The 26,320-nt window shown below is 66.3% G+C and carries 27 protein-coding genes, 1 tRNA gene and 1 other RNA gene; 11 read left to right on the top strand and 18 right to left on the bottom strand.

Annotated features, from left to right (window positions below):
- Positions 1–53: 53 nt before the first annotated feature.
- The 3 genes from QX073_RS33125 to QX073_RS33115 all read right to left on the bottom strand — a co-directional run bounded on the left by QX073_RS33125 (position 54) and on the right by QX073_RS33115 (position 2,052).
- Positions 54–554 carry an Lrp/AsnC family transcriptional regulator gene (locus QX073_RS33125; RefSeq protein ID WP_315715344.1) on the bottom strand — a complete coding sequence of 167 codons (501 nt, stop codon included), beginning with the start codon at positions 552–554 and terminating at the stop codon, positions 54–56.
- Between the two features lie 130 nt (positions 555–684).
- On the bottom strand, positions 685–1,629 hold the full coding sequence (nudC, locus tag QX073_RS33120) for an NAD(+) diphosphatase (RefSeq protein ID WP_316227024.1): 945 nt from the start codon (positions 1,627–1,629) through the stop codon (positions 685–687).
- A 3-nt stretch (positions 1,630–1,632) separates the two neighbouring features.
- Positions 1,633–2,052, bottom strand: a complete 420-nt coding sequence (locus tag QX073_RS33115; protein WP_316227023.1) for an HIT family protein — start codon at positions 2,050–2,052, stop codon at positions 1,633–1,635.
- Between the two features lie 145 nt (positions 2,053–2,197).
- On the opposite strand from QX073_RS33115, the gene ffs reads away from it, so the two are divergent.
- The 5 genes from ffs (at position 2,198) to QX073_RS33090 (ending at position 5,759) form a co-directional block, all read left to right on the top strand.
- Positions 2,198–2,294, top strand: an RNA gene (gene ffs / locus QX073_RS33110) — signal recognition particle sRNA small type.
- A gap of 131 nt (positions 2,295–2,425) precedes the next feature.
- The gene (locus QX073_RS33105) at positions 2,426–4,264 is read left to right on the top strand and encodes a DNA polymerase III subunit gamma/tau (protein ID WP_316169602.1); all 1,839 of its coding nucleotides are present in this window, start codon (positions 2,426–2,428) and stop codon (positions 4,262–4,264) included.
- A 103-nt stretch (positions 4,265–4,367) separates the two neighbouring features.
- Positions 4,368–4,688 (top strand): YbaB/EbfC family nucleoid-associated protein, encoded by a 321-nt coding sequence (locus QX073_RS33100; protein WP_315715348.1) that lies wholly within the window; start codon positions 4,368–4,370, stop codon positions 4,686–4,688.
- A gap of 25 nt (positions 4,689–4,713) precedes the next feature.
- Positions 4,714–5,313, top strand: a complete 600-nt coding sequence (recR, locus tag QX073_RS33095; protein WP_315715349.1) for a recombination mediator RecR — start codon at positions 4,714–4,716, stop codon at positions 5,311–5,313.
- Between the two features lie 20 nt (positions 5,314–5,333).
- Positions 5,334–5,759 (top strand): hypothetical protein, encoded by a 426-nt coding sequence (locus QX073_RS33090; RefSeq protein ID WP_315715350.1) that lies wholly within the window; start codon positions 5,334–5,336, stop codon positions 5,757–5,759.
- A 159-nt stretch (positions 5,760–5,918) separates the two neighbouring features.
- On the opposite strand, the gene QX073_RS33085 is transcribed toward QX073_RS33090, so the two are convergent.
- Together QX073_RS33085 and QX073_RS33080 are read right to left on the bottom strand one after the other, a co-directional pair.
- On the bottom strand, positions 5,919–7,304 hold the full coding sequence (locus QX073_RS33085) for an AmpG family muropeptide MFS transporter (RefSeq protein ID WP_316167268.1): 1,386 nt from the start codon (positions 7,302–7,304) through the stop codon (positions 5,919–5,921).
- A 117-nt stretch (positions 7,305–7,421) separates the two neighbouring features.
- Complete coding sequence (locus tag QX073_RS33080; RefSeq protein ID WP_316227022.1) at positions 7,422–8,657, bottom strand: DNA recombination protein RmuC; 1,236 nt, start codon at positions 8,655–8,657, stop codon at positions 7,422–7,424.
- Between the two features lie 169 nt (positions 8,658–8,826).
- Between QX073_RS33080 and def the strand changes: the two genes are divergently transcribed.
- From def to truA, 3 genes are all read left to right on the top strand, one after another.
- Positions 8,827–9,354, top strand: a complete 528-nt coding sequence (gene def / locus QX073_RS33075; protein ID WP_316227021.1) for a peptide deformylase — start codon at positions 8,827–8,829, stop codon at positions 9,352–9,354.
- A 141-nt stretch (positions 9,355–9,495) separates the two neighbouring features.
- On the top strand, positions 9,496–10,431 hold the full coding sequence (gene fmt / locus QX073_RS33070) for a methionyl-tRNA formyltransferase (protein ID WP_316227020.1): 936 nt from the start codon (positions 9,496–9,498) through the stop codon (positions 10,429–10,431).
- A gap of 120 nt (positions 10,432–10,551) precedes the next feature.
- Positions 10,552–11,289, top strand: coding sequence for a tRNA pseudouridine(38-40) synthase TruA (gene truA / locus QX073_RS33065; RefSeq protein ID WP_316227019.1), 738 nt, complete (start codon positions 10,552–10,554; stop codon positions 11,287–11,289).
- 83 nt (positions 11,290–11,372) lie between these two features.
- Here the strand turns inward: truA and dapE are convergent, their stop codons facing one another.
- The 11 genes from dapE to rpmH form a co-directional block, all read right to left on the bottom strand.
- Positions 11,373–12,527: a succinyl-diaminopimelate desuccinylase gene (gene dapE, locus QX073_RS33060; protein ID WP_315825868.1), complete on the bottom strand. Its 1,155-nt coding sequence runs from the start codon at positions 12,525–12,527 to the stop codon at positions 11,373–11,375.
- Positions 12,528–12,544: 17 nt separating this feature from the next.
- On the bottom strand, positions 12,545–13,195 hold the full coding sequence (locus tag QX073_RS33055) for a DUF805 domain-containing protein (protein ID WP_316167274.1): 651 nt from the start codon (positions 13,193–13,195) through the stop codon (positions 12,545–12,547).
- A 68-nt stretch (positions 13,196–13,263) separates the two neighbouring features.
- Positions 13,264–14,109 carry a 2,3,4,5-tetrahydropyridine-2,6-dicarboxylate N-succinyltransferase gene (gene dapD, locus QX073_RS33050; protein ID WP_015669883.1) on the bottom strand — a complete coding sequence of 282 codons (846 nt, stop codon included), beginning with the start codon at positions 14,107–14,109 and terminating at the stop codon, positions 13,264–13,266.
- 215 nt (positions 14,110–14,324) lie between these two features.
- Positions 14,325–15,017 (bottom strand): pyrimidine 5'-nucleotidase, encoded by a 693-nt coding sequence (locus QX073_RS33045; RefSeq protein WP_316227018.1) that lies wholly within the window; start codon positions 15,015–15,017, stop codon positions 14,325–14,327.
- A 220-nt stretch (positions 15,018–15,237) separates the two neighbouring features.
- The gene (locus QX073_RS33040; protein WP_316186630.1) at positions 15,238–16,302 is read right to left on the bottom strand and encodes a DUF1036 domain-containing protein; all 1,065 of its coding nucleotides are present in this window, start codon (positions 16,300–16,302) and stop codon (positions 15,238–15,240) included.
- Positions 16,303–16,382: 80 nt separating this feature from the next.
- A complete protein-coding gene (gene argB, locus QX073_RS33035; RefSeq protein ID WP_012047096.1) occupies positions 16,383–17,279 on the bottom strand; it encodes an acetylglutamate kinase in 897 nt (298 codons plus the stop codon).
- Between the two features lie 75 nt (positions 17,280–17,354).
- Positions 17,355–17,726 (bottom strand): DUF423 domain-containing protein, encoded by a 372-nt coding sequence (locus tag QX073_RS33030; RefSeq protein ID WP_316167277.1) that lies wholly within the window; start codon positions 17,724–17,726, stop codon positions 17,355–17,357.
- Positions 17,723–18,382, bottom strand: a complete 660-nt coding sequence (gene yihA / locus QX073_RS33025; RefSeq protein ID WP_315715361.1) for a ribosome biogenesis GTP-binding protein YihA/YsxC — start codon at positions 18,380–18,382, stop codon at positions 17,723–17,725. Before yihA ends, QX073_RS33030 begins: the two co-directional genes overlap by 4 nt.
- 145 nt (positions 18,383–18,527) lie before the next feature.
- Complete coding sequence (gene yidC, locus QX073_RS33020) at positions 18,528–20,393, bottom strand: membrane protein insertase YidC (RefSeq protein ID WP_315715362.1); 1,866 nt, start codon at positions 20,391–20,393, stop codon at positions 18,528–18,530.
- A gap of 22 nt (positions 20,394–20,415) precedes the next feature.
- A complete protein-coding gene (gene rnpA / locus QX073_RS33015) occupies positions 20,416–20,826 on the bottom strand; it encodes a ribonuclease P protein component (RefSeq protein ID WP_315715363.1) in 411 nt (136 codons plus the stop codon).
- A 31-nt stretch (positions 20,827–20,857) separates the two neighbouring features.
- Positions 20,858–20,992: a 50S ribosomal protein L34 gene (rpmH, locus tag QX073_RS33010; RefSeq protein ID WP_006609582.1), complete on the bottom strand. Its 135-nt coding sequence runs from the start codon at positions 20,990–20,992 to the stop codon at positions 20,858–20,860.
- Between the two features lie 513 nt (positions 20,993–21,505).
- On the opposite strand from rpmH, the gene QX073_RS33005 reads away from it, so the two are divergent.
- From QX073_RS33005 to hisC, 3 genes are all read left to right on the top strand, one after another.
- Positions 21,506–22,981, top strand: a complete 1,476-nt coding sequence (locus QX073_RS33005; RefSeq protein WP_315715364.1) for a HAMP domain-containing sensor histidine kinase — start codon at positions 21,506–21,508, stop codon at positions 22,979–22,981.
- A 271-nt stretch (positions 22,982–23,252) separates the two neighbouring features.
- A tRNA-Arg gene (locus tag QX073_RS33000) sits at positions 23,253–23,329 on the top strand.
- A gap of 93 nt (positions 23,330–23,422) precedes the next feature.
- On the top strand, positions 23,423–24,490 hold the full coding sequence (gene hisC, locus QX073_RS32995; RefSeq protein WP_316227017.1) for a histidinol-phosphate transaminase: 1,068 nt from the start codon (positions 23,423–23,425) through the stop codon (positions 24,488–24,490).
- An 87-nt stretch (positions 24,491–24,577) separates the two neighbouring features.
- Here hisC and draG read toward each other — a convergent pair whose 3' ends face one another.
- Both draG and QX073_RS32985 read right to left on the bottom strand, forming a co-directional pair.
- Complete coding sequence (gene draG, locus QX073_RS32990) at positions 24,578–25,468, bottom strand: ADP-ribosyl-[dinitrogen reductase] hydrolase (RefSeq protein WP_316227016.1); 891 nt, start codon at positions 25,466–25,468, stop codon at positions 24,578–24,580.
- Between the two features lie 12 nt (positions 25,469–25,480).
- The gene (locus QX073_RS32985) at positions 25,481–26,305 is read right to left on the bottom strand and encodes an NAD(+)--dinitrogen-reductase ADP-D-ribosyltransferase (protein WP_316172746.1); all 825 of its coding nucleotides are present in this window, start codon (positions 26,303–26,305) and stop codon (positions 25,481–25,483) included.
- Positions 26,306–26,320 lie beyond the last annotated feature (15 nt).

The raw sequence follows: 26,320 nt of genomic DNA, 5'->3' as shown, positions 1-26,320 counted from the left end.
CTGGAGTTCGGGACGCCGGCGCTGCAACGTCCAAGCGGCCCGGAATGCTCGGCTCAGACCGGCGGCACCGGCAGCGCCGTGACCGACTTGATCTTCTCCATGGCGAAGCGCGAGGTGACGTTCTTCAGGGGCACCGCGCTGATCAGCTTCTTGTAGAAGACATCGTAGCTCTGCATGTCCGCAACGACGACGCGCAGCATGTAGTCGACGTCGCCAGCCATTCGGTAGAACTCCATCACCTCCGGCATCGAGCTGACCGCCTCGGCGAATTTGCGCAGCCAGGCCTCGGAATGGTCCGCACTCTCCACCGACACGAACACGGAGATGCCGAGCCCGATCTTGTTCTGATCGACCAGGGCCACCCGGCGCAGGATCACGCCATCGGCCTCCAGCCGCTGGATGCGCTTCCAGCACGGTGTCGACGACAATCCGACCCGATCGCCGATCTCGGCGACGGACAGCGATGCGTCCTCCTGCAGGACCATCAGAATCTTGCGGTCAATGGCATCGAGCCGGCGATTGGCCTCGGAGCCTTGGGCGGCGACATCGGTCATGGAGAAACTTGTTCCATAGGAAGGCTATAAAACCCTCATATAGAGAAAATCGTTCCAAGGCAAGGATCGGCCGTTCAGCCCTTTGCGGCCGGGTCTGGCCGTTTCCACAGAGGGCCGGGCTGGTTTCCTGTTACCGCTCGTCGTTCTCCTTCAGCCAGCGGCCGACCAGATGATGAGCAATGGCGAACGGATGCGGTCCCGCCAAGCCGTCCGGATGCTGCCGCAGTAGCATCTGCCGGGCCTCGTCGCGGCTGAACCAGCGCACGTCCTCGAGCTCGGTGCGGTCGATGACGATGTCTTCGTTGAGCGCCCGGGCGCTGCAACCGATCATCAGCGACGACGGATAGGGCCAAGGCTGGGTCATGTAATAAGTCACGTCGGTGCAGCGAATGCCCGATTCTTCGAACACCTCGCGCCGGACGGCGTCCTCGATCGTCTCAGCCGCCTCGACGAAGCCGGCGAGGCAGGAATACATGCCGGCCGGAAACTGCTTCTGCCGCCCGAGCAGGCACTTGTCGCCGGAGGCGACCAGCGAGATCACGACCGGATCGGTGCGCGGGAAATGCTCCGTCTTGCAGCTCGGGCATTCGCGCTTCCAGCCGCCCTCGCGCATCGCGGTCTTGGCGCCGCAATTGGCGCAGAAGCCGTGGCGCTGATGCCATGATACCAGGGACTTCGCCATCGCGATCGTCGCCAACTGGTCGACCGGGATCGCGCCCTGCATCGCCATCCCGCGCAGCTCGGTGACGGCCACATCGTCGCGCCCGGCGAGCTTCTCGACGGCCGCCGGCGAGATGCCCATGCCGAACATCGCCGCTCCGTCCTGCAGCCCGAGGAAGATCGTTCCCGGATTGGCGCCGAACTTCAGCGCCTCGTCGATCGACAGCAGCGCGCGCAGCTTGTCGCCCTCGCGCTTCAGCACCAGCGAATCGCGATGCACGACATAGGCCCGCGTCGACGGCTTGCTTTCAAAGGCGATCAGCTTGTCGTCATGGAAGCGCAGATGGGCGGCGCGATCGATCGGATGGCCGACGAAGGCCGGCTTGCCCAACGGAAACAAGTCGAATGGCGACATCTCTCACCCTAGCCAGATCTTGCGCCTGATAGCGCTGATGAACTGCTGCACCTCCTGCGCATCGTGGGGCACAGGCGGCGCGGCGCCCCACACCGGTCGCGGCCAGGCCACGTCACTTGTGCGTCGCGCGATGATGTGGACGTGCAACTGCGGCACCATGTTGCCGAGCGCGGCCACGTTGAGCTTGTCGCATTTGGTGATCTCTTTGAGCGCGCGTGACGCCCGCGTGATCTCGGTCATCAGCTGCGCCTGCGCGACCTCGTCGAGATCGATGATCTCGACCGCGTCCTCGCGCCGCGGCACCAGCAGCAGCCAAGGATAGTTCGCGTCCTTGATCACCAGCACGCGGGACAGCGGCAGGTCGCCAATGTCGATCGTATCCTTCGCAAGTTGCGGATGCAGCGACCAGGCTGATTCGGGCATGCGGCGGTTCCTGGCGGATGGTCAGGTGGGGAGCTCGCGGGCACCTAAAGCCTTTCCGAGCTGCGGCACAAGCCCGCGGGGCGGTAGACTAGGCCGGCGAAGCTCGCGCTTGCTTTCCGGACCATTTGGCCCCAAATAGGCAGCGGGAGATTGGCGGTGGACGAGCCACTCGCCAACCGGGTCAGGTCCGGAAGGAAGCAGCCCTAACGAGGTCCGGATCGGGTCGCTCGTCAGTCTCCTACCTGTTTTCTCGAGCGAATCGCGCAAAGATGGCGGGGACCCCGCGCAGGGCGGGCGCTCGACCGCGCTCCGGCTGATTGCGTCGACGATCGCGATCGATGCCGGCCTGGAATGCTCACTTGCGGATCGCTCGATGACCGACGCTGGCGCCCCACCTGTTCCGCCTGACAGCGCCGACGCTCCCGCCAAGCCCTACCGGGTGCTGGCGCGCAAATACCGCCCCTCCAGCTTCGCAGATCTGATCGGCCAGGAGGCCGTGGTGCGCACGGTCTCGAACGCGTTCGAGACCGGCCGGATTCCGCAGGCCTGGATTCTGACCGGCGTCCGCGGCGTCGGCAAGACGACCACCGCCCGCATTCTCGCCCGCGCATTGAATTACGAGCTGCCGGACGGCTCGGTGAAGGGGCCGACCATCCATATGCCGGTGCTCGGCACCCATTGCCAGGCGATCATGGAAAGCCGGCACATGGACATCCTCGAGATGGACGCGGCGTCCCATACCGGCGTCGACGACGTCCGCCAGATCAATGACAGCGTCCGCTATGCGCCGGCCAGCGCGCGCTACAAGGTCTACATCATCGACGAAGTCCACATGCTGTCGACAGCGGCGTTCAACGCCTTCCTGAAGACCTTGGAGGAGCCGCCGGAGCACGCCAAGTTCGTGTTTGCGACCACCGAGATCCGCAAAGTGCCGGTGACGGTGCTGTCGCGCTGCCAGCGCTTCGATCTGCGCCGCGTCGAGGCCGACGTGCTGATGAAGCATCTTTCGGGCATCGCGACCAAGGAAGGCGTGACGATCGAGCCCGAGGCGCTCGGCATCATCGCGCGCGCCGCCGAAGGCTCGGTGCGCGATTCGTTGTCGCTGCTCGATCAGGCGATCGCGCACAGCGCCGGCGAAGTCCGCGCCGACGATGTCCGTCAGATGCTGGGCCTCGCCGACCGCACCCGCGTGATCGACCTGTTCCACCATCTCGCCAGCGGCGACATCGCCGCCGCCTTCAAGGAATTCCGCGAGCAATATGACGTCGGCGCCGACCCCGTGGTCGTGCTGTCGGATCTGGCCGAGTTCGTGAATTTCGTCACCCGGGTGAAGGTCGTGCCGGCCACGGCCGACAACGTCGCGTTCAGCGAGACCGAGCGGCTGCGCGCGCGCGACTTCGCCACCAAGCTGTCGATGCGGGTGCTGTCGCGGATGTGGCAGATGCTGCTCAAGGGCATTGCCGAGACCCAAGGTGCGACGCGCCCGGCCGCCGCCGCGGAAATGGTGCTGGTACGGATTGCCTACGCGGCCGATCTGCCGACGCCCGACGAAGCCATTCGGATGATCGACCAGAACGGCGGCGGATCTCCCGTTGTCACGAACGGCGGCGGAGCGCGTGCTGCGCCGGCATCCACCATGAGCGCGGGAACGCCGCCTGTGATGACGTCGGCGCCGATGCAGGCGCCGCGCGCGCAAGGCCCGACGCTCGCTGCGGTCGGCGGTTCGATGCGCCCGCAGGCGATGTCGTCACAGCCGGCGCCGGCAACACAGGACCAGCCCGCGCTGCGCATCGCGAGCTTTCAGGAACTCGTCGCGCTGGCCGGCAAGAATCGTGACCTGATCACCAAGAGCGCGCTGGAGATGGACGTGCGGCTGGTCCGCTTCGAAGAGGGACGGCTGGAGATCGCGCTGGAACGGACGGCGCAGCGCTCGCTTGTCTCGGACCTCGGCCGCAAGCTGGAAGACTGGACCGGCCGGCGCTGGACGGTGATCGTTTCCAACGAGCCGGGTCAGGCGACCTTGCGCGAGCAGAACCTGCGCGCCAAGAGCGAGCGAGAGGCGGCGGCGGAGGCCGATCCGCGCGTACAGGAGATCCTGGCGCGGTTCCCGGGCACCAAGGTGGTCGAAGTGCGCCGGCTCGCCCCCGAGCCGCCCGAATCGGACGCCAGTGCTGTCGAGCCGCCCGACGAGTCCGACGATGATGATTTCTAGAGCATGATCCGGAAAAGTGGAAAACGGTTTTCCTCGCGACAAACGCCAGAGGCGTTTGCGCGGAGATCATGCTCAACCAGATGGCTGATGATGAGGTGCTCCGATGGCTGACTTTCTCGGCATGATGAAACAGGCGGCGCAGCTGCAGACGAAGATGCAGGAGATGCAGGAGGAACTCGGCAACGTCGAGGTCGAGGGCATCTCGGGCGGCGGTCTGGTTGCCGTGCGCATGACCGCCAAGATGGACGTGAAGAGCATCAAGATCGATCCGTCGCTGCTCAAGCCGGAGGAGGCCGAGATCCTGGAGGACCTGCTGGTGACCGCGCATGGCGATGCACGGCGCAAGGCGGAAGCCGCGATGCAGGAGAAGATGCAGGCCATCACCGGCAAGCTCGGCCTGCCGCCCGGCTTCGGTTTTGGTTAGTTGACCTGATGACATTCGTGAACTGATGGCCGTCGCTGGTCCTGAGATCGAACGCCTGATCCAGCTGCTCGCGCGCCTGCCCGGCCTCGGGCCGCGTTCGGCGCGGCGCGCCGCCCTGCATCTGATCAAGAAGCGCGAGGCGCTGATGGTGCCGCTTGCCTCGGCGCTGCAGGTCGCGATCGATCGCATCCAGGTCTGCAAGACCTGCGGCAACATCGATACGCAGAATCCCTGCACGGTGTGCACCGATCCGCGGCGCGATCCCGCGATGATCGTCGTCGTCGCCGATGTCGCCGACCTCTGGGCGCTGGAGCGCGCCAAGGCCTCGAACGGCCGCTATCACGTGCTCGGCGGCACCTTGTCGCCGCTCGACGGAGTCGGTCCGCAGGATCTCACCATCGACGCGCTGGTGCAGCGCGCGCATGCGCCGGAGGTGCAGGAGATCATCCTCGCTCTGAACGCGACGGTCGACGGCCAGACGACGGCGCACTACATCACCGACCTCCTGCAGGAGGCGAACGTCAAGGTCACGCGGCTGGCGCATGGCGTGCCGGTCGGCGGCGAGCTCGACTATCTCGACGAAGGCACGCTCTCGGCCGCGATGCGGCAGCGGACCTTGTTCTAAGCACAGACGGAAGTGAATTGATGACGAAACGCGGATTCGGCAAACGGCTGGCTTTGGGCGCGATTCTGGCGGCACTCTCGGCGCCGTCGGTGCTGGCGCAGCAAAGCGAGGCACCGCAGAAGGCGGGGCGTCCGCTCAATGCCGGTGACGTGCTGTCGGGCGAGCTGACGGCGCTGAAGCTGAAAGGCGCCAAATCGGGCCAGCCCTCCGCCGCCTATCAGATCACCAGCGAGCCGCGCCGCCTGCCGCCGCCGAGCGGGCTGTGCAATCTCGAGACCGGACCGGAGACGTTCCAGCTCGTCACCGCGAACACGGCGCAGGCCTCGCAGCTCAAGGGCCTGCTCGGCAAGCAGATCGCGGTCAAGGTCGACGAGATCGCCTGCGCCCAGGATGCGGGGCAGATGAGCGAGGCGGTCGTGACCAAGTGGAGCTTGGTGAAGCGGTGACACTTGGGACGCTGCGAGCGCCGCCTCCTGACTTCTGCAGTCATCGCCCGGCTCGACCGGGCGATCCAGTACGCCGCGGCCCTCGGTTGATAGCTGACGTCTCTGGAATACTGGGTCATCCGCCTTCGCGAGTGACGACAGTTGACGGTGAGGCGGCAGCTACAACTTCACCGGCCCCAAATCATCGAAATGCCCACGCCGTTGCAGCCAAGCGAGCAGCACGAGGCTCGGGATCGCGACGAGCACGCAGATGACGAAGAATGCAGGCCAGCCGGTCGCTTTCGCCACATAGCCCGCGCCCGATGACAGATAGGTTCGTCCAACCGCGGCGAGCGCGGTGAGCAGCGCATATTGGGTCGCGGTGTGCAGCGGGTTCTGGCACAGCGCAGAGAGATAGGCGACGAAGATCACGGTGCCGATCGCGCTGGTGAGGTTCTCCGCAGAGATCGCCAGCGCCAGCGCCCACTGATTGACGCCGACGATGGCGAGCCATGAGAACGACAGGTTGGCCAGCGCCTGCACGATGCCGCCGATCCACAGGCTGATGGCGAGCGAATAGCGCCGCGCGACGAAACCGCCGGCAAAGCCGCCGGCGAGCGTGGCGGCGAGGCCGACGCCTTTCACGATCGCGGCGTAGTCGACCTTGCTGAAGCCGAGATCGATCACGAACGGCGCGGTCATCGTGCCGGAGAAGGCGTCGGTGAACTTGAACAGCACGACGAAGGCGAGCGCCGTGAGCGCATCACGTCGGCCGAGGAATTCGACGAAGGCTCCGGCAGCCGCGTGCATCACGCGGGTGAGCGCAGTGTCCGCACCCATCGCGGCCTCCGCCTGCTGCGACTGGGCCGGCTCGGTCGCCGCGAGGGCCGTGATCGTGCCGATCAGCACCAGTCCGGCCATCGCAACATAGCCCCACATCCAGGACGACGGACGCGTCAGCCCCGAGTTCTCGAATGCACTGACCACCACCAGTGCGCCGGCGGTCGAGACCAGCATGCCGATGCGGTAGGCGGCGACATACGCCGCCATGCCCGCGGCCTGCTCACTCTCCGGCAGGCTCTCGACGCGGAAGGCATCGACCACGATGTCCTGGGTCGCCGACATCGCGGCGACCAGCAGCGCGGCCAGCGCCACCATGAACGGCGCGTGCGCCGGGTCGGTCAACGCCAGCAGCAGGATGGCGGCGATCAGCAGCAGTTGCGCGAACACCAGCCAGCCGCGCCGCCGCCCGAAGGCGCGCGTCAGCAGCGGCACGTGCAGCGCGTCGACCAGCGGCGCCCAGAGGAATTTCAGCGTGTAGGGCGTGCCGACGAGCGCGAACAACCCGATGGTCCCGAGGTCGACGCCGAGCTCGCGCATCCAGATCTGCAGGGTCGAGCCGGACAGCGCCAGCGGCAGCCCCGACGAAAATCCGAGGAACAGCACCACGAGCACGCGCGGCTGCAGATAGACGGCCATGCTCTCGCGCCAGGTGGGGGCTTTTGGCGCAGCCTCGGGCTTTGCGCCGGTCGCGGTGATGTCGGAAGAAGCCTCAGGTACGGTCATGGATGGGTGGTAGCAGATTTGCGCAAGAAACGCTCCCCATCTCAGCTGTCATCGTCCGCGAGCCGGGCGATGACAGTCTTGGCAAAATTCAAGCTGCGACAAGGGCGAGCTACCCAATCACTCCCCCGCCTGCATGCGTCCCGCCAGCGGAAACAAATCGGGCGCGGTGCCCGTAGCTGGCGCGATGCGTGGCGACTCCACCGGCGTGTCTTGTTTGCTGAAGTCGAGCTCCTCGATCCGCGCGGCGCGCTTCTCGATCTTGTCGGCCGAGATGAGGATCTGGCGGATGTCCTCGCCGACATCGCCGAAATGCTTCTGCAGCTTGAGCACGCGCTCGCGCAAGCGGCCGAGATCGTCCCCGAGATGGATCACCTCGTTGCGGATCTGGTCGGCGGCGTCGCGGATGCGTGCGTCCTTCATGATCTGCTGCATGACCTGGATCGCGAGCATCAGCAGCGACGGCGACACCAGCACGACGCGCGCGCGATACGCTTTCTGGATGACGTCGTCGAAGCCATCATGGATCTCGGCATAGACCGATTCCGACGGCACGAACATCAGCGCGGTGTCCTGCGTCTCGCCGACCACCAGATATTTCTCCGCGATGTCGTTGACGTGACGCAGCACGTCGGTACGCAGGCGCTGTGCGGCGGTGCGCTTCTCCTCGTCCGTCTCCGCATCATGCAGCGCGGTCACGGCTTCCAACGGAAACTTGGCGTCGATGCACAGCGGCCGCGCATCGGGCAGGAACACCACGCAGTCGGGTCGCTTGCCGCTGGCGAGCGTGTGCTGGAACGCGTAGCTGCCCTTCGGCAGTCCGTCCTGCACGATCGCCTCCATCCGCGCCTGGCCGAACGCGCCGCGCGACTGCTTGTTGGCGAGAACGTCGCGCAGGGTCGTGACCTGGGTCGTCAGCTCGCTGAGATCACGGTGCGCATTGTCGATGATGCCGAGCCGCTCGTGCAGCACGCGCAGACTATCCATGGTGTGCCGCGTACTCTGCTCCATCGACTGTCCGACGCGATGAGTCACCGCATCGAGCCGCTCGTTGACGCTGCGGGCAAGATCAACCTGCCGGCCGGCGAGCAGCTGCGCCATCGCGTCGACCCGGCCGGAGGCCTCGCTCTGGACGCGGATCATCTCGCTGAACCGTTGCTCGATCTCATCGCTGCGCATCGCCTGCTGGGCCGCGAGCTCGGCGCCGCGCCGGCCGGAACGCACCACGGCCGCCACGATCATCACGAGCAGCAGCACCACCAGCACGCCAAATCCGATCAGCGCATCGCTGGCGCGGACCGGAAGGTCGCCGATCATGATGACGACAGGATTGAGGGACTGGCTGGCGGCGGTCATCACGCCCGTCTATCCGATTCGCACAAGCTCGCGAACGAAGAGAGAACAATTATGGTTAAGGTCGGGTTAAGAATCATGGTTAACAAGGCATTGAAATTCATGGTTAGCGAAGTCTTAACTGCGAGCCATCACATTGACCGCGCCGGTTCCGCGGCTTAAATCGCGCGCCATGTCCCTAAGAGAAATCATCATTCTGCCGGACCGGCAGTTGCGGCTGGTGTCCAAGCCGGTCGAGAAGGTCACGCCGGAGATCCGGCAGCTGGTCGACGACATGTTTCAGACCATGTACGACGCGCCGGGCATCGGGCTCGCAGCGATTCAGGTCGCGCAGCCGCTGCGCGTCATCACCATGGATCTGGCCAAGCCCGACGCCAACGGGGAAGGCAAGCGCGAGCCGCGCGTCTTCATCAATCCGGAGATCGTTGCCAGGTCGGACGAGCTGTCGGTCTACGAGGAAGGCTGCCTGTCGATCCCCGAATATTACGAAGAGGTCGAGCGGCCGGCGCGCGTGCGCGTGCGCTTCACCGATCTCGACGGGCTGGTTCGCGAGGAGGATGCCGAGGGGCTCTACGCCACCTGCATCCAGCACGAGATCGACCATCTCAACGGCGTGCTGTTCATCGACTATCTGTCGAAGCTCAAGCGCGACCGCGTGATCAAGAAGTTCGCCAAGGCCGCCAAGCGCGCCAGCGAGTAACGATCAACTCTCTCCTCCGTCATGCCCGGGCTTGACCCGGGCATCCACGTCTCGCCGCGCGTTACAGGCAGCTCGACGTGGATGGCCGGGACAAGCCCGGCCATGACGCGGAGGATTCGGCCATGCAGGATCTTCCACCAGATGCCGCTTCGCCTGATCTTCATGGGGACGCCGGATTTCGCCGTGCCGACCCTGCTCGAACTCGCCGGCCACGGCCACGAGATCGCGGCGGTCTATACGCGCGCGCCCAAACCCGGCGGCCGCCGCGGCCTGGCGCTGGTGCCGACGCCGATTGAGACCGAGGCGCGCCGGCTCGGCATTCCCGTGCTCACGCCGAAGACGCTGAAGACCGAGGACGCGCTGGCTGCGTTCCGCGCCCATGAGGCCGATGCCGCCGTTGTCGTCGCCTATGGCATGATCCTGCCGCAGGCGATTCTCGATGCACCGAAACTCGGCTGCTACAACCTCCACGCCTCGTTGCTGCCACGCTGGCGCGGCGCCGCGCCGATCAACCGTGCCATCATGGCAGGGGACGCTGAAAGCGGCGTGATGGTCATGAAGATGGATGTCGGTCTCGACACCGGCGACGTTGCGATGGCCGAGCGTCTACCCATCACTGACGCGATGACGGCGTCCGATCTGCACGATCGCCTCTCGCGGATCGGTGCCGACCTGATGGTGCGCGCGATGGCGGCGCTGGAGCGCGGCGGGCTGACGTTGACGAAGCAGGCCGAGGAGGGCGTCACCTACGCTGCCAAGATCGAGAAGGCGGAGGCGCGGATCGATTGGACGAAGCCGGCGCATACGGTGCTGCGGCACATCCACGGCCTGTCGCCGTTCCCCGGCGCCTGGAGCGAGGTCACGCTCGATGGCGAGGCGGTGCGTTTGAAGTTCCTGCGCTGCGCGCTCGCCAGCGGCGCGGGCGAGCCGGGCGCCGTGCTCGACGAGCAGCTCACCATCGCCTGCGCCGACGGCGCGATCCGCATCACCGAGCTGCAGCGCGCCGGCAAGGGCCCGATGAAGGCCGCGGATTTCCTGCGCGGCACCCCATTGAATCGCGGTGCTCGTTTTTCGTAACGCTGTCATACCCCGCGAAAGCGGGGTATCCAGTACGCCGAGACGTGCATTGTCGCGCCGAGACGTCGGCGAATACTGGATCGTCCGCCTGCGCGGGCGATGACGGCAGCAATAGACCGAATGCCCCGCTACAAGCTCACCATCGAATATGACGGCGCGCCGTTCTGCGGCTGGCAGCTGCAGGAGACCTTGCCGTCGGTGCAGGGCGCGCTCGAAGCCGCGGTGCAGGCGACCTGCGGCGTGCCCACGCGTGTGCAGGGCTCAGGCCGCACCGACGCCGGCGTCCACGCCACCGGCCAGGTCGCGCATTGCGACATCGCCAAGGAGTTCCGCCCGGACAAGCTGCGCGACGCGCTCAACTCGCATCTGAGGCCGAACCCGGTCGCGGTGCTCGCCGCCGAGATCGTGCCCGACACCTTCGAAGCGCGGTTCTCCGCGCGCAGGCGGCACTACCGTTACCGGATCGTCAATCGCCGCTCCAACCTCGCGCTGGAGGTCGGTCGCGTCTGGCGGGTGCCGCAGCGGCTCGATTCCGATGCAATGCATGCAGCCGCGCAGCGGCTGATCGGCAAGCACGACTTCACGACGTTCCGCGATACCGAATGCCAGGCGAAATCGCCGGAGAAGACGCTGGATCAGCTCGACGTCGTGAGGGACGGCGATGCGATCACCATCCTCACCTCCGCCCGCTCCTATCTGCATAGCCAGGTCCGCTCGATGGTCGGCTCACTGGTGTGGGTCGGGCAGGGTCGCTGGACCGCCGATGATCTCGCCGCCGCGCTCGCCGCGCGCAATCGCGCCGCCTGCGGCGTCGTCGCGCCGCCGGAAGGGCTTTACCTCGTGAAGGTCGACTACTAATTGCGGCCGCTCCACTCGATATCGCTGCCGCGGAGACGTCCTGGATTCCTTCGCTGCGCTCGCAATGATGCGCAGATAGGGGGTCACGCGAAGTAGCGATCGAGAATGCCGCGATAGATCTTCGTCAGGGTGGCGATGTCGGCGACCGAGGCGCGCTCGTCGATCTGGTGCATGGTCTGGCCGACCAGGCCGAACTCGATCACCGGGCAGTAGCTCGAGATGAAGCGCGCGTCGGAGGTGCCGCCGGTGGTCGAGAGCTCCGGCTTGCGGCCCGTCACGCTCTCGATCGCCGCAACCGCGAGGTCGGTGAACGGTCCGGGCTTGGTCAGGAACACGTTGGAGTTCGACGGCAGCCAGTCGATGCGGGCGCGGATGCGATTGCCGCAGGCCTTCGTCAGCCGCTCCTCGACCAGCGCGCGCAGCGTCTCCTGCGTATGGCAGTCATTGTAGCGGATGTTGAACTTCGCCCGCGCCAGTCCGGGAATGACGTTGCTGGCGGTGTTGCCGACATCGACGGTGGTGAATTCGAGATTCGACGGCTGGAACTGCGCGCTGCCGTTGTCGAGCGGTTCGTCCGACAAGGCCACGATCAGGCGCGAGATGTCCGGCACCGGGTTGGAGGCGCGGTGCGGGTAGGCGACGTGGCCCTGCTTGCCCTCGACGATCAAGGTGCCGGACTGCGAGCCGCGGCGGCCGATCTTGATGCAGTCGCCCATGACCTCTTGATTGGACGGCTCGCCGAGCACGCAATGGTCGAACCGCTCGCCGCGCTCGGCCGCCCACTTCAACAGCTTGATGGTGCCGTTGATCGAGACGTCCTCCTCGTCGCCGGTGATCAGGAACGAGATCGAGCCCTTCGGCTGTCCGCTGTGATCGCGCAGATAGTCGAGTGCAGCCGCGACGCTGCAGGCGATGCCGCCCTTCATGTCGACGGCGCCACGGCCATAGATGTAGCCGTCCTTCACCTCGCCCGAGAACGCCGGCAGGCTCCACGCCGCTTCATCGCCGGGCGGCACCACATCGGTGTGGCCGGCGAACGTGATGTGCGGCCCGTCGGTGCCGATGCGGGCATAGAGGTTGTCGATGTCGGCGGTGCCTGCTTCGGAGAACGTCACGCGATGCGTGGTAAAGCCCGCGTCCTTCAGCAGGGCCTCGAGCACGCCGAGCGCGCCGGCATCGGCCGGGGTCACGGAGGGGCAGCGGATCAGGTCGCGGGTGATGGCGAGGGCATCGGTCATGCCTTTCGCTTAACATGCTATTTTGCCGGCGGGCTAGTGCTGCCGATTGCCGCTTCCCCTCGCGGCGGGCTCGCAACGTGCGGGGTGAACTCCAGCTCCTTGTGCTGGTTCCAGGCGGGCGCGGGCGGTCTTGGCTGGCGGGAGCGTTCGCTGGATCGGACCTTCGGCAACGGATTGGGCCCGAAGCGATTGGTCCAGGGATCGCCGGCAAGGCAGTACAATTCGATGAAGGCCCACAGCGAGAGCAGCGCACCAGCGCCGCCCACGATCGCGGGAATGACCGTCCCGGGAATGCGCTCCGCGTACTGGTTGACCAGCCCGGGCACGACGAAGAACGGAACCGTCCACCAGCCGCTCCTGTCGCGGTCATGCAGCCGCTTGATGGCGCCTGCGGCAAACACCCAGACGAACACGGGGGTGAGGATGACGTGGAAGGTGGCGTGGACGATATCGGCGCGGGTCAGGCCGCGAAAGGTGTCCGGGTCGAGGACCGCGAAGATGTCGGTCAGATTGAAGCTGAAGGCCGTCGGGCCGCCCAGCAGCCTGCTCGCGCCCGCCGCCAGCGCGGCGGCAAAGACCATCCAGCAGAGCACCACCAGCAACGACAGCCAGAGCTTGGCGCGGTTGATCCGGCCGTGGAAGCGAAACAGAAACCAGGTCCAGTCCATGGACGTCCTCCGGACCGATGGCTTGGCCGGCCCGGAGATTCGTTGCTGCGGCCGCAGCCGCGGTTCAATCAGTCGCGCAACAGCTCGTTGATCGAGGTCTTGGAGCGGGTGCGCTCGTCGACGCGCTTGACGATGACGGCGCAGGCGGTGGACGGGCCGATCTGGCCGTTCTTCATCGGCTTGCCCGGCAGCGCGCCCGGCACCACGACGGCATATTCCGGCACCTCGCCGACGAAAACCTCGCCCGTCTCTCGGTCGACGATCTTGGTCGACGCGCCCAGGAAAACGCCCATCGACAGCACCGCTCCCTTGCGGACGACCACGCCCTCGGCAACCTCCGAGCGCGCGCCGATGAAGCAGTCATCCTCGATGATCACGGGGCCGGCCTGCAGCGGCTCCAGCACGCCGCCGATGCCGACGCCGCCGGAGATGTGCACGCGCTTGCCGATCTGGGCGCAGGAGCCGACCGTCGACCAGGTGTCGACCATGGTCGCCTCGTCGACATAGGCGCCGAGATTGACGAAGGACGGCATCAGCACGACGTTCCTGGCGATGAAGGCCGAGCGGCGCACGATCGCGCCGGGCACGGCGCGGAAGCCGGCGTCGCGAAAGCGGTTCTCGCCCCAGCCCTCGAACTTCGACGGCACCTTGTCCCACCACGACGCCTGGCCGGGGCCGCCGGGGATCACGCTCATGTCGTTGAGGCGGAACGACAGCAGCACGGCCTTCTTGAGCCACTGGTTGACGCTCCACTTGCCGTCAGTGCCGCGCTCAGCGACCCGGGCCTCGCCCTTGTCGAGCAGCTCGAGCGCGCTCTCCACGGCGTCGCGGACCTCGCCCTTGGTCGTGGTCGAGACGCCATCACGGGCATCGAAGGCGCTGTTGATGGTGGATTCCAGGGCGGACAGTGACATCGGTCGATCCTCGCTTGGTCCCTGGGCAGAAAGCCGGGGACGGCCGTGTACGAGCATGGTGGGCAGGGCGGCTTTTTCGGGATTTGGACCCGGAGAGTCAAGGACGCATCGGTGGCGGGGGCCGTCCGCGCGGGAGGTGCGGCTTATCATGCTCCGTCATTCCGGGTTCGATGCTTCGCATCGTCCCGGAATGACAGCTCAATGCGTGGCGGGTTTCACCCCACCAGCCGCTGCAAGAACCCGGTCAGATCGTCCGTGACATGATCGACATGCGGATCGTCGCGCCCCGCCAGCTCCCAGTCCTCGCGCACCACCTCCTTGGTGCCGTCGGGCACTACCAGCACGGTCGTCATGCCGAGGTCGTGCGGGACGACGAGATTGCGGGCGAGATCCTCGAACATCGTGGCCCTGGCAGGATCGACGTCATGGAGCTTGAGGAATTTGTCATAGGTCTCGCGCGCCGGCTTCGGCGTCAACTCGGCGGCGATGATGTCGAATACGCCGTGGAAATGCGCGGCAATGCCGAGCCGCGCCAGCACCGCGTCGACGTGGTCGACCGAGCCGTTGGTCAGGATCAGCTTGCGCCCCGGCAGCTTCTCGATCGCCGCGCCCATCGCCGGGTTCGGCTCCAGCGGCGAGTGGTCGATCTTGTGCACGTAGGCGAGGAAGTCGTCGGCGTGCACGCCATGCTTGGTCATCATGCCGCGCATCGTGGTGCCGTAGCGGCGGTAGTAGTCCTTCTGGATGCGGCGCGCCTCCTCCGCATCGACCTTGAGCCAGTTGGAGACGAACTCGCCGATCCTGGCATCGACCTGCTGCCACAGATTGACGTGATGCGGATACAGCGTGTTGTCGAGGTCGAACACCCAGGTGTCGACGTGATCGAAGGCGCGAGGGGATTTTGTCATGTGGGCGTCGGTCCATCCTGCCTTCGGTCATCATGCCCGGCTAGGGCGGCATATTCCGCTGTCGTCCCGGCGAACGCCGGGACCCATACCGCGGAAGCTATCTTGCGGCATGATGGCTGATGCCGATGGCCCAAACCTCGGCCGGTGGTTATGGATCCCGGCGTTCGCCGGGATGACAGCTGTGGGTGTGGTGGCAACGTGGGCAACATCGCTATGCCCATCACGGCAACGCGAAGCGCAGCGTCTTGCCGCCGCGGGTGATGTCGACGGCGGTGAATCCGGTGGCGGTGAAGCCGCGGCTCGGGCAGTCGCCCTGCTCTGATGTCTCGAACTTGTTCTCGCGGGTGCAGAGTTGCACCAGCCCGCCCCAGTTCAGCGGCTTGTTCTTCAGTTTGATGGTGCGGTTCTCATCGTCGACCGCCTCGGCGAAGCTGTAGACCTTCTTCGGCTGCCCGGCGATGTCGGGATGCAGGCATTTGCCGGCATCGATGCGGTACCAGCCGCGGCTGACCACGGTGCGGCCGTCGTCGGTGCCGACCGCCGCCATGACCTTGTGCGGGGTGTCGTTGCACCAGGTCAGCCCGGTGGGGGAGGGCGTCTGCACCGCGTCCACCATGGTCGCGAAGAAATTCGGCTGCGACACGACGTCGGATGACAGCCCGCGGCTTTTCAGGAACGCCGCGAGCGCGGCTTGCGTCTTCGGCCCGTCGACGCCGTCGATCGGCGAGGCGTCATAGCCGGCGATGCCGAGCAGCCGCTGGATGCCGGCGAGCCGCGCCTGCTCGTCGTCATATTCTGCGCTCTCGGCGAGATAGGCGATCAGGGTGCCGTCGTCGGCCTTGCTCGGCGTCACCTGCGTGAACGCCGCCGGCGTCTGACCGGTGCGGCACTGGCGGGCGGCGGCGATGACGAAATTGTCCGCCGCCACGCACAGCTGATCGTTGCCGTTCTCGGCGAGCGGCGACGCGCCGTAGAGGCTGAGCGCGCGTGCATGCAGGAGAATGCGGTCGGCGGTCATCGTCCCCTGCAGCACCACGCGGCAGGTCGCCGGATCGAGCCGGAACCATCCGCGTGTCGCGGTTGCCGCCTTCTCGTCGATGCCGATTGCGGCCTCGACGACGTAGCTCATTCGGTTGCAGAGCTTGAGGTCGGCGCGGGCGGGGGTGAGGGAGGCGAACAAGGCCAGAAGGATCACAGTGAGGCTGAGCGGAGCGCGAGTCCGGAAGGGTTTGATACGCCCCGCTCTCTCCCCATCGTCATGCCCGGGCTTGACCCGGGCATCCATTTTTCTCGCTCCGAACTCGCCGAACAACGTGGATGGCCGGGACAAGCCCGGCCACGACGGCGAGAGATGGTGGTGGCTGCTCACTTGTGGATCAGCGTGCCCGTGCCCTGGTTGGTGAACAGCTCGAGCAGCACGGCATGCTGCACCTTGCCGTCCAGGATGACGACGCCCTGCACGCCCTGCTCGAGTGCGTAGATGCAGGTCTCGACCTTCGGGATCATGCCGCCGGAGATGGTGCCGTCGGCGATCAGCTTGCGTGCGTCCTTCACCGACAATTCCGGAATCAGCTTCTTCGACTTGTCGAGCACGCCGGGCACGTCGGTGAGCAGCAGGAGGCGCTTGGCCTTCAGCGCACCGGCCACGGCCCCGGCGAACGTATCGGCGTTCACGTTGAAGGTCTGGCCTTCCTTCGAAGTCGCAAGCGGTGCGAGGATCGGGATCAGCTCGTAGCCGATCAGCTGATTCAGCAGCGTCAGATCGACCTTGTCCGGCTCGCCGACGAAGCCGAGATCGACCACCTTCTCGATGTGACTGTCAGGATCGACCATGGTGCGGGTCGCCTTGACCGCGCGCACCATGTTGCCGTCCTTGCCGCACAGCCCGACGGCCTTGCCGCCGGCCTCGTTGATGTAGCCGACCAGCTGCTTGTTGATCGAGCCGGCCAGCACCATCTCGACGATCTCGATCGTCGCCGCGTCCGTGATGCGCAGGCCGGCGGCGAATTCGGAGACGATGCCGAGGCGCTTGAGCATGGTCGCGATCTGCGGGCCGCCGCCATGCACCACCACCGGATTGATCGCGGTCTGCTCCAGCAGCACGATGTCGCGCGCGAACGCTTTTGCGGTGTCCTCGTCGCCCATGGCGTGGCCGCCATATTTGATGACGATGGTTTCGTCGTCGTACTCCTGCATGTGCGGGAGCGCTTCGGACAGGATGCGGGCCTGATCGAGCGGGCTGATGGTGGTCGCGTCGGTCATGTCTGGGAGGTCTCGGCTGTCGGGGGCGTCGCGCCGCGTTCTAGCCGATTGCCGCCCGCGGCGCAAAGCGCCGGATCACGCCCGCCGCGGCCACAGCGCGCAGACCGCGAGTGCGAGCCAGCTCGCGATCTGCAAGCTACCGCCGATCGGCGCCGCGAACGGAAACAGCCGGTTGCCGGTGAACTGCCGCATCAGGAGGTCGCCGGCGAACAGGGCCGGGCCGAGCGCGAAGCCGATCGCCGTGACCAGGCCGATGCGCCGATGAACCACGCCGCGCTCTGCCAGAGCGATGGTGCCGAGCAGGGCGCAGGCGTGGAACAGCAGCATGGTGGAGGCGGTCGCGAGCCGCGCTGCGTCGGGCTCGTGCGCGGCCTTGGCCGCCAGCGCGACGCCGGCGGCGCCCATCAGCCCGGCCATTGCGGCCAGGATTCGCCACGGCGTCATCATGTGCTGCGCTCTTCCAGCAGCCGCACCATGGCGGCACGCAGCTCCGGCATGCCGGTGCCGGATCGTGACGACGTCGCCAGCACGTGAGGAAACGCCGCCGGATGCTTGGCGAGCGCGGCCTCGGTCTCGGCGATCCGGCTTGCGAGCTCAGCCGGCTTGATCTGGTCGGCCTTGGTCAGGACGAGCTGATAGCTGACGGCGGACCGGTCCAGCGTCTTGAGGATCTCCTGATCGACTTCCTTCAGCCCATGACGGGCATCGATCAGCACATAGACGCGGGCGAGAGAGGCGCGGCCGAGCAGGAATTTGTGGATCAGCTCGGTCCAGGACGCGACCTTGGTCTTCGCCGCGGCGGCATATCCATAGCCGGGCATGTCGACCAGCCGCAGCGGCGCATGCTCGGGCCCCTCGAAGAAGATCAGCTCCTGGGTGCGGCCCGGCGTATGCGAGGTGCGCGCCAGCGCGTTCTGGCCGGTCAGCGCGTTGATCAGGCTGGACTTGCCGACATTGGAGCGGCCGGCGAAGGCGACCTCGATCGCCCCCATCGGCGGCAGGCTTTCGATCGAGGGAGATGCATGGGTGAAGCGCCACGATTGGGCGAACAGCTTGCGGCCTTTTTCGATCAGGCGCTCGTCGGTGTCGTGGCTGGTGGTCATGACAAGGCCTCGCTCTTCGTCATGCCCGGGCTTGACCCGGGCATCCACGCCCATTGCGCGGGATATCAAAACGTGGATGGCCGGGACAAGCCCGGCCATGACGGTAGATGGTTGGTTGCTTCAGCGGCTCACGCCGCCTTACTCGTCACGCCGCTTTTTTTTTGAACGTGCCGCGGATGTTGTCGAACAACTCCACCTTCACGCCATTGCGGCGCATGATGAAGCCCTGCTGCAGCACCGAAAGCGTGTTGTTCCAGGCCCAGTAGATCACGAGGCCGGCCGGGAAGCCCGCGAGCATGAAGGTGAAGATCAGCGGCATCCAGTTGAAGATCATCGCCTGGGTCGGGTCGGGCGGCGTCGGGTTCAGCTTCATCTGGAACCACATCGTGATGCCCATGATGATCGGCCAGATGCCGAGCGCGAGGTAATGGCCGAACAGCGGCAGCTGGGTCGGATCGAACGGGATCAGGCCGAACAGCGTGAACAGATTGGTCGGATCCGGAGCCGAGAGATCCTTGATCCAGCTGATGAACGGCGCGTGCCGCATCTCGATGGTGACGAAGAGAACCTTGTAGAGCGAGAAGAACACCGGGATCTGCAGCACGACCGGGAGACAGCCGGCGACTGGGTTGATCTTCTCCTTCTTGTAGATCTCCATCATCTCCTGCTGCTGCTTCATCCGGTCGTCCGGATAGCGCTCTTTCAGCGCCTGGAGCTGCGGCTGGATCGCCTTCATCTTGGCCATCGAGGCATAGGACTTGTTGGCCAGCGGGAAGAACAGGGCCTTCACCAGCACCGTCACCAGCAGGATCGAGACGCCGAAATTGCCGAAGAAGCGGAAGAAGAAGTCGAGCGCCAGGAACATCGGCTTGGTCAGGAAGTAGAACCAGCCCCAGTCGATCAAGAGATCGAAATGGTTCAGCGCGAGCTTCTGATTGTAGCCGCCGAGGCCGCCGATCGGGAAGTTGATGCCGACCACGCCGGCTTCCTTGGCGCCGGCGAACAGCCGGGTGGAGACCGACGCCGAGCCGCCGGCCGGCACGGTCTGCGGGGTCTCGACATAGTCGGTCTGGTAGCGGTGCTGGTTGTCGACCAGCTTCGACGAATAGTTCGCCTGCAGCCGCGCATCGGTCATCGGCAGCAGCGCCGCCGCCCAATATTTGTCGGTGATGCCGAGCCAGCCATTGGTGACGTCGAACTTCGCCGCCTTCTCGTCGTCCATCTTCTTGTAGGTGAACTCCTGCAGGCCCTTCTCGCCGAGATAGCCGATCAGGCCTTCGTGCAGGATGTAATAGCCCGACACGTGCGGCGTGCCGTGGCGGGAGATCAGGCCGTAGGGATACAGCGTCACCGGTGCGTTGCCGGCGTTGGTGACGTCGTCCTTGATGGTGAAGAGATAGTGATCGTCGACGCTGATGGTGCGCTGGAAAGTCAGGCCGTCGCCGTTGGTGGTGGTCAGCTTCACCGGGGTCGACGGCGTCAGCGCATTCGAGCCGTCCTGCTGCCAGACGGTGTTCTGGTCGGGTACCTGCACCTTGGCGCCGGCGGCGTTCACCCAGCCGAACTCGGCGTAATAGGGCTCGGCGGTGTTGGACGGGGAGAACAGCACGATCGCCGGCGATTTCGGATCGACCGTCTCGCGGTACTGCACGAAGGCCAGGTCGTCGATGCGTGCGCCCTTGAGTGAGATGCTGCCGGTCAGCCGCGGTGTGTCGATCTTGACGCGCGGCGTGGCGGCGATGGCGGTGTCGCGCGGCATCACGCCGGTGCTGGTCACGGCGCCGCCCGGCGCGCTCGGGCTGCCGGTCGCGGCCGCGCCCGGCTGCGGGGTGGCCGACGGCGCGGCGCTGTCAGGCTGCGTTGCCGGCGCCTGCTTCTTGGCGAGCTCGGCCTGCATCTGGGCCTGCGCGCGCTGCTTCTCCATCTGCGGTCCGTTGTAGAAGACCTGCCAAAGGATCAGCACGAGGCCGGACAGAATGACGGCGAGGATGGTGTTGCGATTGTCGGTCATCGTTTTCTTATCGTCTCGTCGTTCAATCCGGTTTGCGGGAATGCGCGTCCGGTGCGGGAGCGTTTGGCTTGTCCGCATCCGACGGCTTGCGCGGCTGCGGCTTGGCCTGCGGCCGGTCGAGGCGGCGGAGCGTCGCCTGGAGATCGGCGAGCATGGTCTGGAAGTCGCGTGACAAGGCATCCCGCCGGCCGACCAGCACGTAGTCAGTGTGCGGCCGCATCGACAGGGGATCGAGCCGTTTCACAAGCTCGCGCAGCCGCCGACGGATGCGATTACGCTCCGTGGCGGTGCCATTCTTCTTGGTGACGGTAAAGCCGATCCGGACCGGGCCCCGGTCCGGCCGTTCCCGGCGCTGGACGACGAAGGCAGGGCTGTTCGCCCGCACGCCATCGGCAACGGCGAGGAAGTCCGCCCGCTGCCGTAGCCGATCCATGATGGAAATCTCCGGGACAGACGCCCTGGCTTCAGGCGCTGAGACGCTTGCGGCCCCGGGCGCGACGCGCGGCAAGGACCTTGCGGCCGCCGGTGGTGGCGAGGCGGGCGCGGAAGCCGTGACGGCGCTTGCGCACCAGTTTGCTGGGTTGATAAGTCCGCTTCACGGGTCGTTCTCCGCTGACGGGCAATTTGCCAGTTGACAACTTGCCTGCTTGAAATGTCGATTGATGTCCGGTGATGTTTCCGGGCCCGAAATGGACCGCTGCCGGCCCTGAAATCGAGCCGCTCCCGGGCGAGCCGGGTCATCGCGGACGGTTGGCGCGGCTTATAAGGGAGCGTCCTGCCTTCGTCAATCGCGGCAAGACGTCATAGGCGGTGCAGGGATCGACGACGCCGAGATCTCGTCAAGACCTTCGTCACCAGCCGTGGGTCAGCGTCGCGAACGACACGAGGCAGGACGAGAACGCAAGACCCTGCGCACAAGACCCTGCGCACACGACGAAGGCAAGAATGGCTTCGGCGCGGCGGGGTTGAAGACGTCAGAGGTCGTGCAGTTTCGGGTTCCATTATGAACGATTTGGAAACCGGAACATGAGCGATCCGTAATTTGACCGGACTCCGGTGCAGTCCCATCTTGCGGTCCCGTAAGGGTGGGGTGTCTCTTACAAGGGCGATACGTGACCGAGAGCGACAACCAGCCAATCCTGGAGCGCCTGCGACCGAAACGGTCGCGGCGGCTCGGCTTGTCTGGAAAGCTGCTGCTGTTGACCATTCCGCTGGTGATGATCGCGGAGGTGCTGATCTACGTGCCGGCGATCGCCAATTTCTGGACCAACCGGCTCAACGACCGCCTGGCGGCCGCCAATACCGCTGCCCTGGTGCTCGACGCCGCACCGTCCGGCATGGTGCCGGATTCGCTGGCGCGGCAGATCCTCACCTCCATCAACGCGCGCGGCGTCGCCATCAAGATGGGCCAGCAGCGCCGTCTGCTCGCGAGCGCCGACCTGCCCGCCTCGATCGACCACGACTTCGACATGCGCGACATGACGGCGTGGTCGTCGATCGTGAACTCGCTGACGATGATGACGGAGACCGGCGACCACACCATGCGGGTGATCGGACCGGCGCCCGGCCGAGCCCAGTTCATCGAGGTCGTCACCGACGAGAAGCCGCTGCGCAAGGCGATGTACCGGTTCTCGCGCAACCTGCTCGGCGTGTCGCTGCTGCTGGCGGTGCTGACCGCGGCGCTGGTCTATCTTGCCCTGCATTTCCTGTTCGTGCGGCCGATGCGGCGCCTCACCGCGAGCCTCGTCGGCTTCCACGAAAATCCGGAGAGCGTGGCGCGAATCATCGTGCCGAGCCAGCGTTCCGACGAGATCGGCGTCGCCGAGCGCGAGCTCGCCGACATGCAGCGCGACCTCGTCTCGATGCTGCATCAGAAGAGCCGGCTCGCCGCGCTCGGCCTCGCCGTGTCCAAGATCAACCACGATCTGCGCAACCTCTTGGCCTCGTCGCAGCTGCTGTCGGATCAGCTCGCCAGCGTGCCGGATCCGCGGGTGCAGCGCTTCGCGCCGAAGCTGATGCGCTCGCTGGAGCGCGCCATCGCGTTCTGCCAGTCGACGCTGTCCTACGGCAAGGTACAGGAGCCGGCGCCGGACCGCCGCATGGTGGTGGTCGAGCCCGTCGTCGCCGAGGTGCGAGAGACCGCCGGCCTGTCGCCGGATGCCTCGATCACCTGGATCGCGGCGATCGAGCGCGGGCTGAAGATCGATGCCGATCCCGACCAGCTGTTCCGCGTGCTGCTCAACCTGGTGCGCAATGCCGCCCAGGCCCTGGACAGCCTCGCGGCGGACGCCGGCGTGCGCCAGATCCGCATCACCGGCCGCCGCGAAGGCGGGGTGGCGATCCTGGAGGTCTCGGACACGGGTCCCGGTGTCCCGGCGAAGGTGCGAGAGCACCTGTTCGAGGCCTTCCGCGGTGCCGGTCGTCCGGGCGGCTCGGGGCTGGGCCTTGCGATTGCGGCCGAATTGGTCCGGGCCCATGATGGCGACATCCAACTGGTCGAAGGGACCCTGGGGGCGACCTTCCGAATCACGATCCCTGACCGTCCTGTCGAGCTGCAGACCTTCTGGACCGAGCGCGCCAGCGCCTGAACCCGACCGGCCTCACCCGCCATTCCCCCGGGCGACGCCGCAGGCGTCGAGCGCGGAACTCCTGGCGTGTCGGAACGAAGCCCGTCCGCTCCGGCCATGCCGAACCGCGCCGGCGCGTCCGCAGAAAAATGGTCGCAAAATGTCCCGCTCCAGCCTTGCCAAGCGGTCTCCGAGCCGTTAGTCAGGGGCCCTTCGCGAGGCCTGCCGGCGTTTGCCGCTCCGGCCTTCCGGGATCCGGCCCCTGGCCCGGAGCCTGCCAAATGCGAAAAACGCGCCCGTAGCTCAGCTGGATAGAGCATCAGACTACGAATCTGAGGGTCGGACGTTCGAATCGTTCCGGGCGCGCCATTTGCCGATGATCCACACCACGTTCAGTTCGCACGTCCATCGCTTCCGATCGATGCGTCGATCGGCGGATCTCGGGTGCGCAGGAGAACAATCTTGAGTCGCTTCTGGTCCGAGCTCGTTCATCGGCTGTCGCCCTATGTGCCCGGCGAGCAGCCGCAGATCCCGGGCCTGGTCAAGCTCAACACCAATGAGAGTCCGTTCGGGCCCTCGCCGAAGGCGCTCGGGGCCATACGGGCCGCCGCGGCCGACACCTTGCGCCTCTATCCCGATCCCCAGGCAACGAGGCTGCGCGAGGCCCTCGCGGCCTATCACAAGGTCTCACCCGAGCAGGTGTTGGTCGGCAACGGTTCGGATGAGGTGCTGGCGCATGCCTTCGCGGCGCTCCTGAAGCAGCCGGCGCCGCTTCTGTTCCCTGACGTGACCTACAGCTTCTATCCGGTCTACTGCCGGCTGCTCGGAATCGACTACGCGACCGTTCCGCTCGATGCCGAGATGCGCGTGCGTATCGACGATTATGTCGGCCGTCCCGGCCCGGTGATCATCGCCAATCCGAACGCACCGACCGGAATTGCGCTGTCGCGTGCCGAGATCGCACGGCTGGTTGCTGCCCGCAGCGACGCGGCCGTCGTCATCGACGAGGCCTATGTCGATTTCGGCGCCGAGACCGCGATCCCCTTGATCTCCGAGCATCCCAACCTGCTGGTGGTGCAGACGATGTCGAAATCGCGCGCGCTCGCAGGACTCCGCGTCGGCTACGCGATCGGCGACGCCGCGCTGATCGAAGGCCTGACGCGGGTCAAGGACAGCTTCAACTCCTACCCGCTCGGCCGCCCCGCCCAGGCCGGCGCGATCGCCTCGATCGAGGACGACGCCCATTTCCAGCAGGCGCGCTCGGTCATCATGAAGAACCGCGCGGACCTCACCGCCGCGCTGGTTCTTTTCGGCTTCGAGGTGCTGCCGTCCAGCGCCAATTTCGTCTTCGCCCGGCATCCGGACCATTCCGGCCAGGCGCTGTCCGCAGCGTTGCGCCAGCGCGCCGTGCTCGTCCGCCATTTCACCGCCCCGCGGATCGCGGACTATCTGCGTATCACCATCGGCTCGGAGACGGAGCTCGCGCGGCTGACGGACGCGCTGCGCGAGGTGTTGGCGCAGAATGGTTGAGGGCCGTGGCTGAGACGACGATCGGTCGGAGCCGATCCGCCACGGCCGGCACACTTTGCGACGTCTGGATGCCATTGCTCCAAGACATCAGGCCCGAGTCGCGCGCGCAATCGCCAGTAGCCGCGGCACCTGCACCTCAATGTCCGCCGTCACCTCGCGGTCGAGCCTGTCGCGCCAGCGCGCAGGAATCGCCGCCAGCCCATGGGTGGCGCCGGCCAGCATGCCCGCGAGCGCACCCGTCGTGTCGGCATCGCCGCCCTGGTTGACGGTCTGCACAAGGCATTCGGTGAACGAGTCGGCGGCAAGATAGTGGTGCAGCACGGTCTGCATGGTGTCGACGACGAAGGCCGAGCTCCGCCCCGGATAGGGGACGAAGCTGAAGGCGCGGTGCTTGCCGATCAGAGCATCGGCTTCGCGGCGGACGGCGTCCTGGCCCTCCCCCAGCAGCAAGGCGTGAGTCATGCGCACCAGCGCGATGCAGGCGTCGTCCGACAGCGGATGATGGTGCGTGGCGCGTGCCTGCGCCAGCGTCCAGGTCTCGGCGTTGTCCGGTGCCTCGAGCGTCGCGAGCGCCACCGGCAGCACGCGCATCGCCGCGCCATTGCCGGCGTCGCCTTCGGCGTAGACGCCTTCGACCGTGCCGTGCATGACGTAGCGGCGGATGCCGCGGCGGCAGGTGTTGCCGACATCGGCCGGCCCGGTCCGGAGCCAGGCGGCAAACTCCTCGCAGACGTCGCGCGCGTCGAAGCCGCGCTTGCGGATCAGCGAGCGTCCCAGCGCCAGCGACATCTCGGTGTCGTCGGTGACCTCCCCCGGCCTGAGCTTGAGCCAGCCGCCGCCGATGATGTCGCGATGCACGCCGTATTGCGCGACGATCTCGCCTCGGGTCATGAACTCGACGGTGGCGCCGAGCGCGTCGCCGATGGCAAAGCCGAGATAGGCCGCGAGCGCGCGTTCCTCGACATCGGGTGCGGTCATGCTGCGATCCGCTCATACATAGTCGACGCTCACGCGGTAGTCGCCGCCGATCACGAGGTATTCGCCTTCGCCCTTCAGCGCATGTGACGACAGCAGGCCGTTGAAGAACACGATCTTGCTGACGGGAATCCGCGCGGTGAGGATCATGTCGCCGAAGCAGCCCGCAGTGTCGCGGTCGGAGGAGAACGAGACGAGGTTGTTGAGCCGGACCACCGCCTCGCGCCGCGTTGTTCGCGCCACGATCCAATGCTCGTCGAACGAATTGACGCCGCGATGCAGCGTCAGATGCGTCTCGCCTGGAAAGGCGAAGCGGCGGATCGCCCATTGGCAGAATTCGAACAGCAGATCGAGCTGCACCCAGATCGCATTGTTGTGGAAGCGGCTCGACATCTTCTCCTGGACATAGGTCGTCCAGGCCCGGCTTGCCACGCGTTCGATGATCTCCTTGTGGTAGGACGGACCGAGGCCGAACCGGCTCTCGACCCAGCCCTTGAGCACGGCGCCTTCCGGGCCGTTGCTGTCGAAGCCCCAGCCCTGGATCAGCCGCAGGAAGGACGAGCGGAAACGCCGCTGGCCGCCGGACGTCGCGGCGCGTTGCTCGGGATCGAGGCCGAACATCGCCATCATGTAGGCCGAGAAGGCCTGGCCGGCCTCGTTGAGATGCTCCGCCTGCGCGAGCATCGTGAACAGGCTGGGGTTCATCTCGGTGACGCCCCAGATGTGCAGCGGCGCCGCGCTGTCGTTGAAGGCGCAGCTCGCCAGCCATTCCGAGGGACGTCCCACGAGATTGGTCGAATGGCCGATGCCGCGCCGTGCTTCGTCGTTCATGACGCGCATGATGCCGCGTCGGAT

The organism is Bradyrhizobium sp. SZCCHNS3052, assembly GCF_032484495.1.
Taxonomy (GTDB): domain Bacteria; phylum Pseudomonadota; class Alphaproteobacteria; order Rhizobiales; family Xanthobacteraceae; genus Bradyrhizobium.
This window is presented reverse-complemented; position numbering and strand designations above follow the sequence as displayed.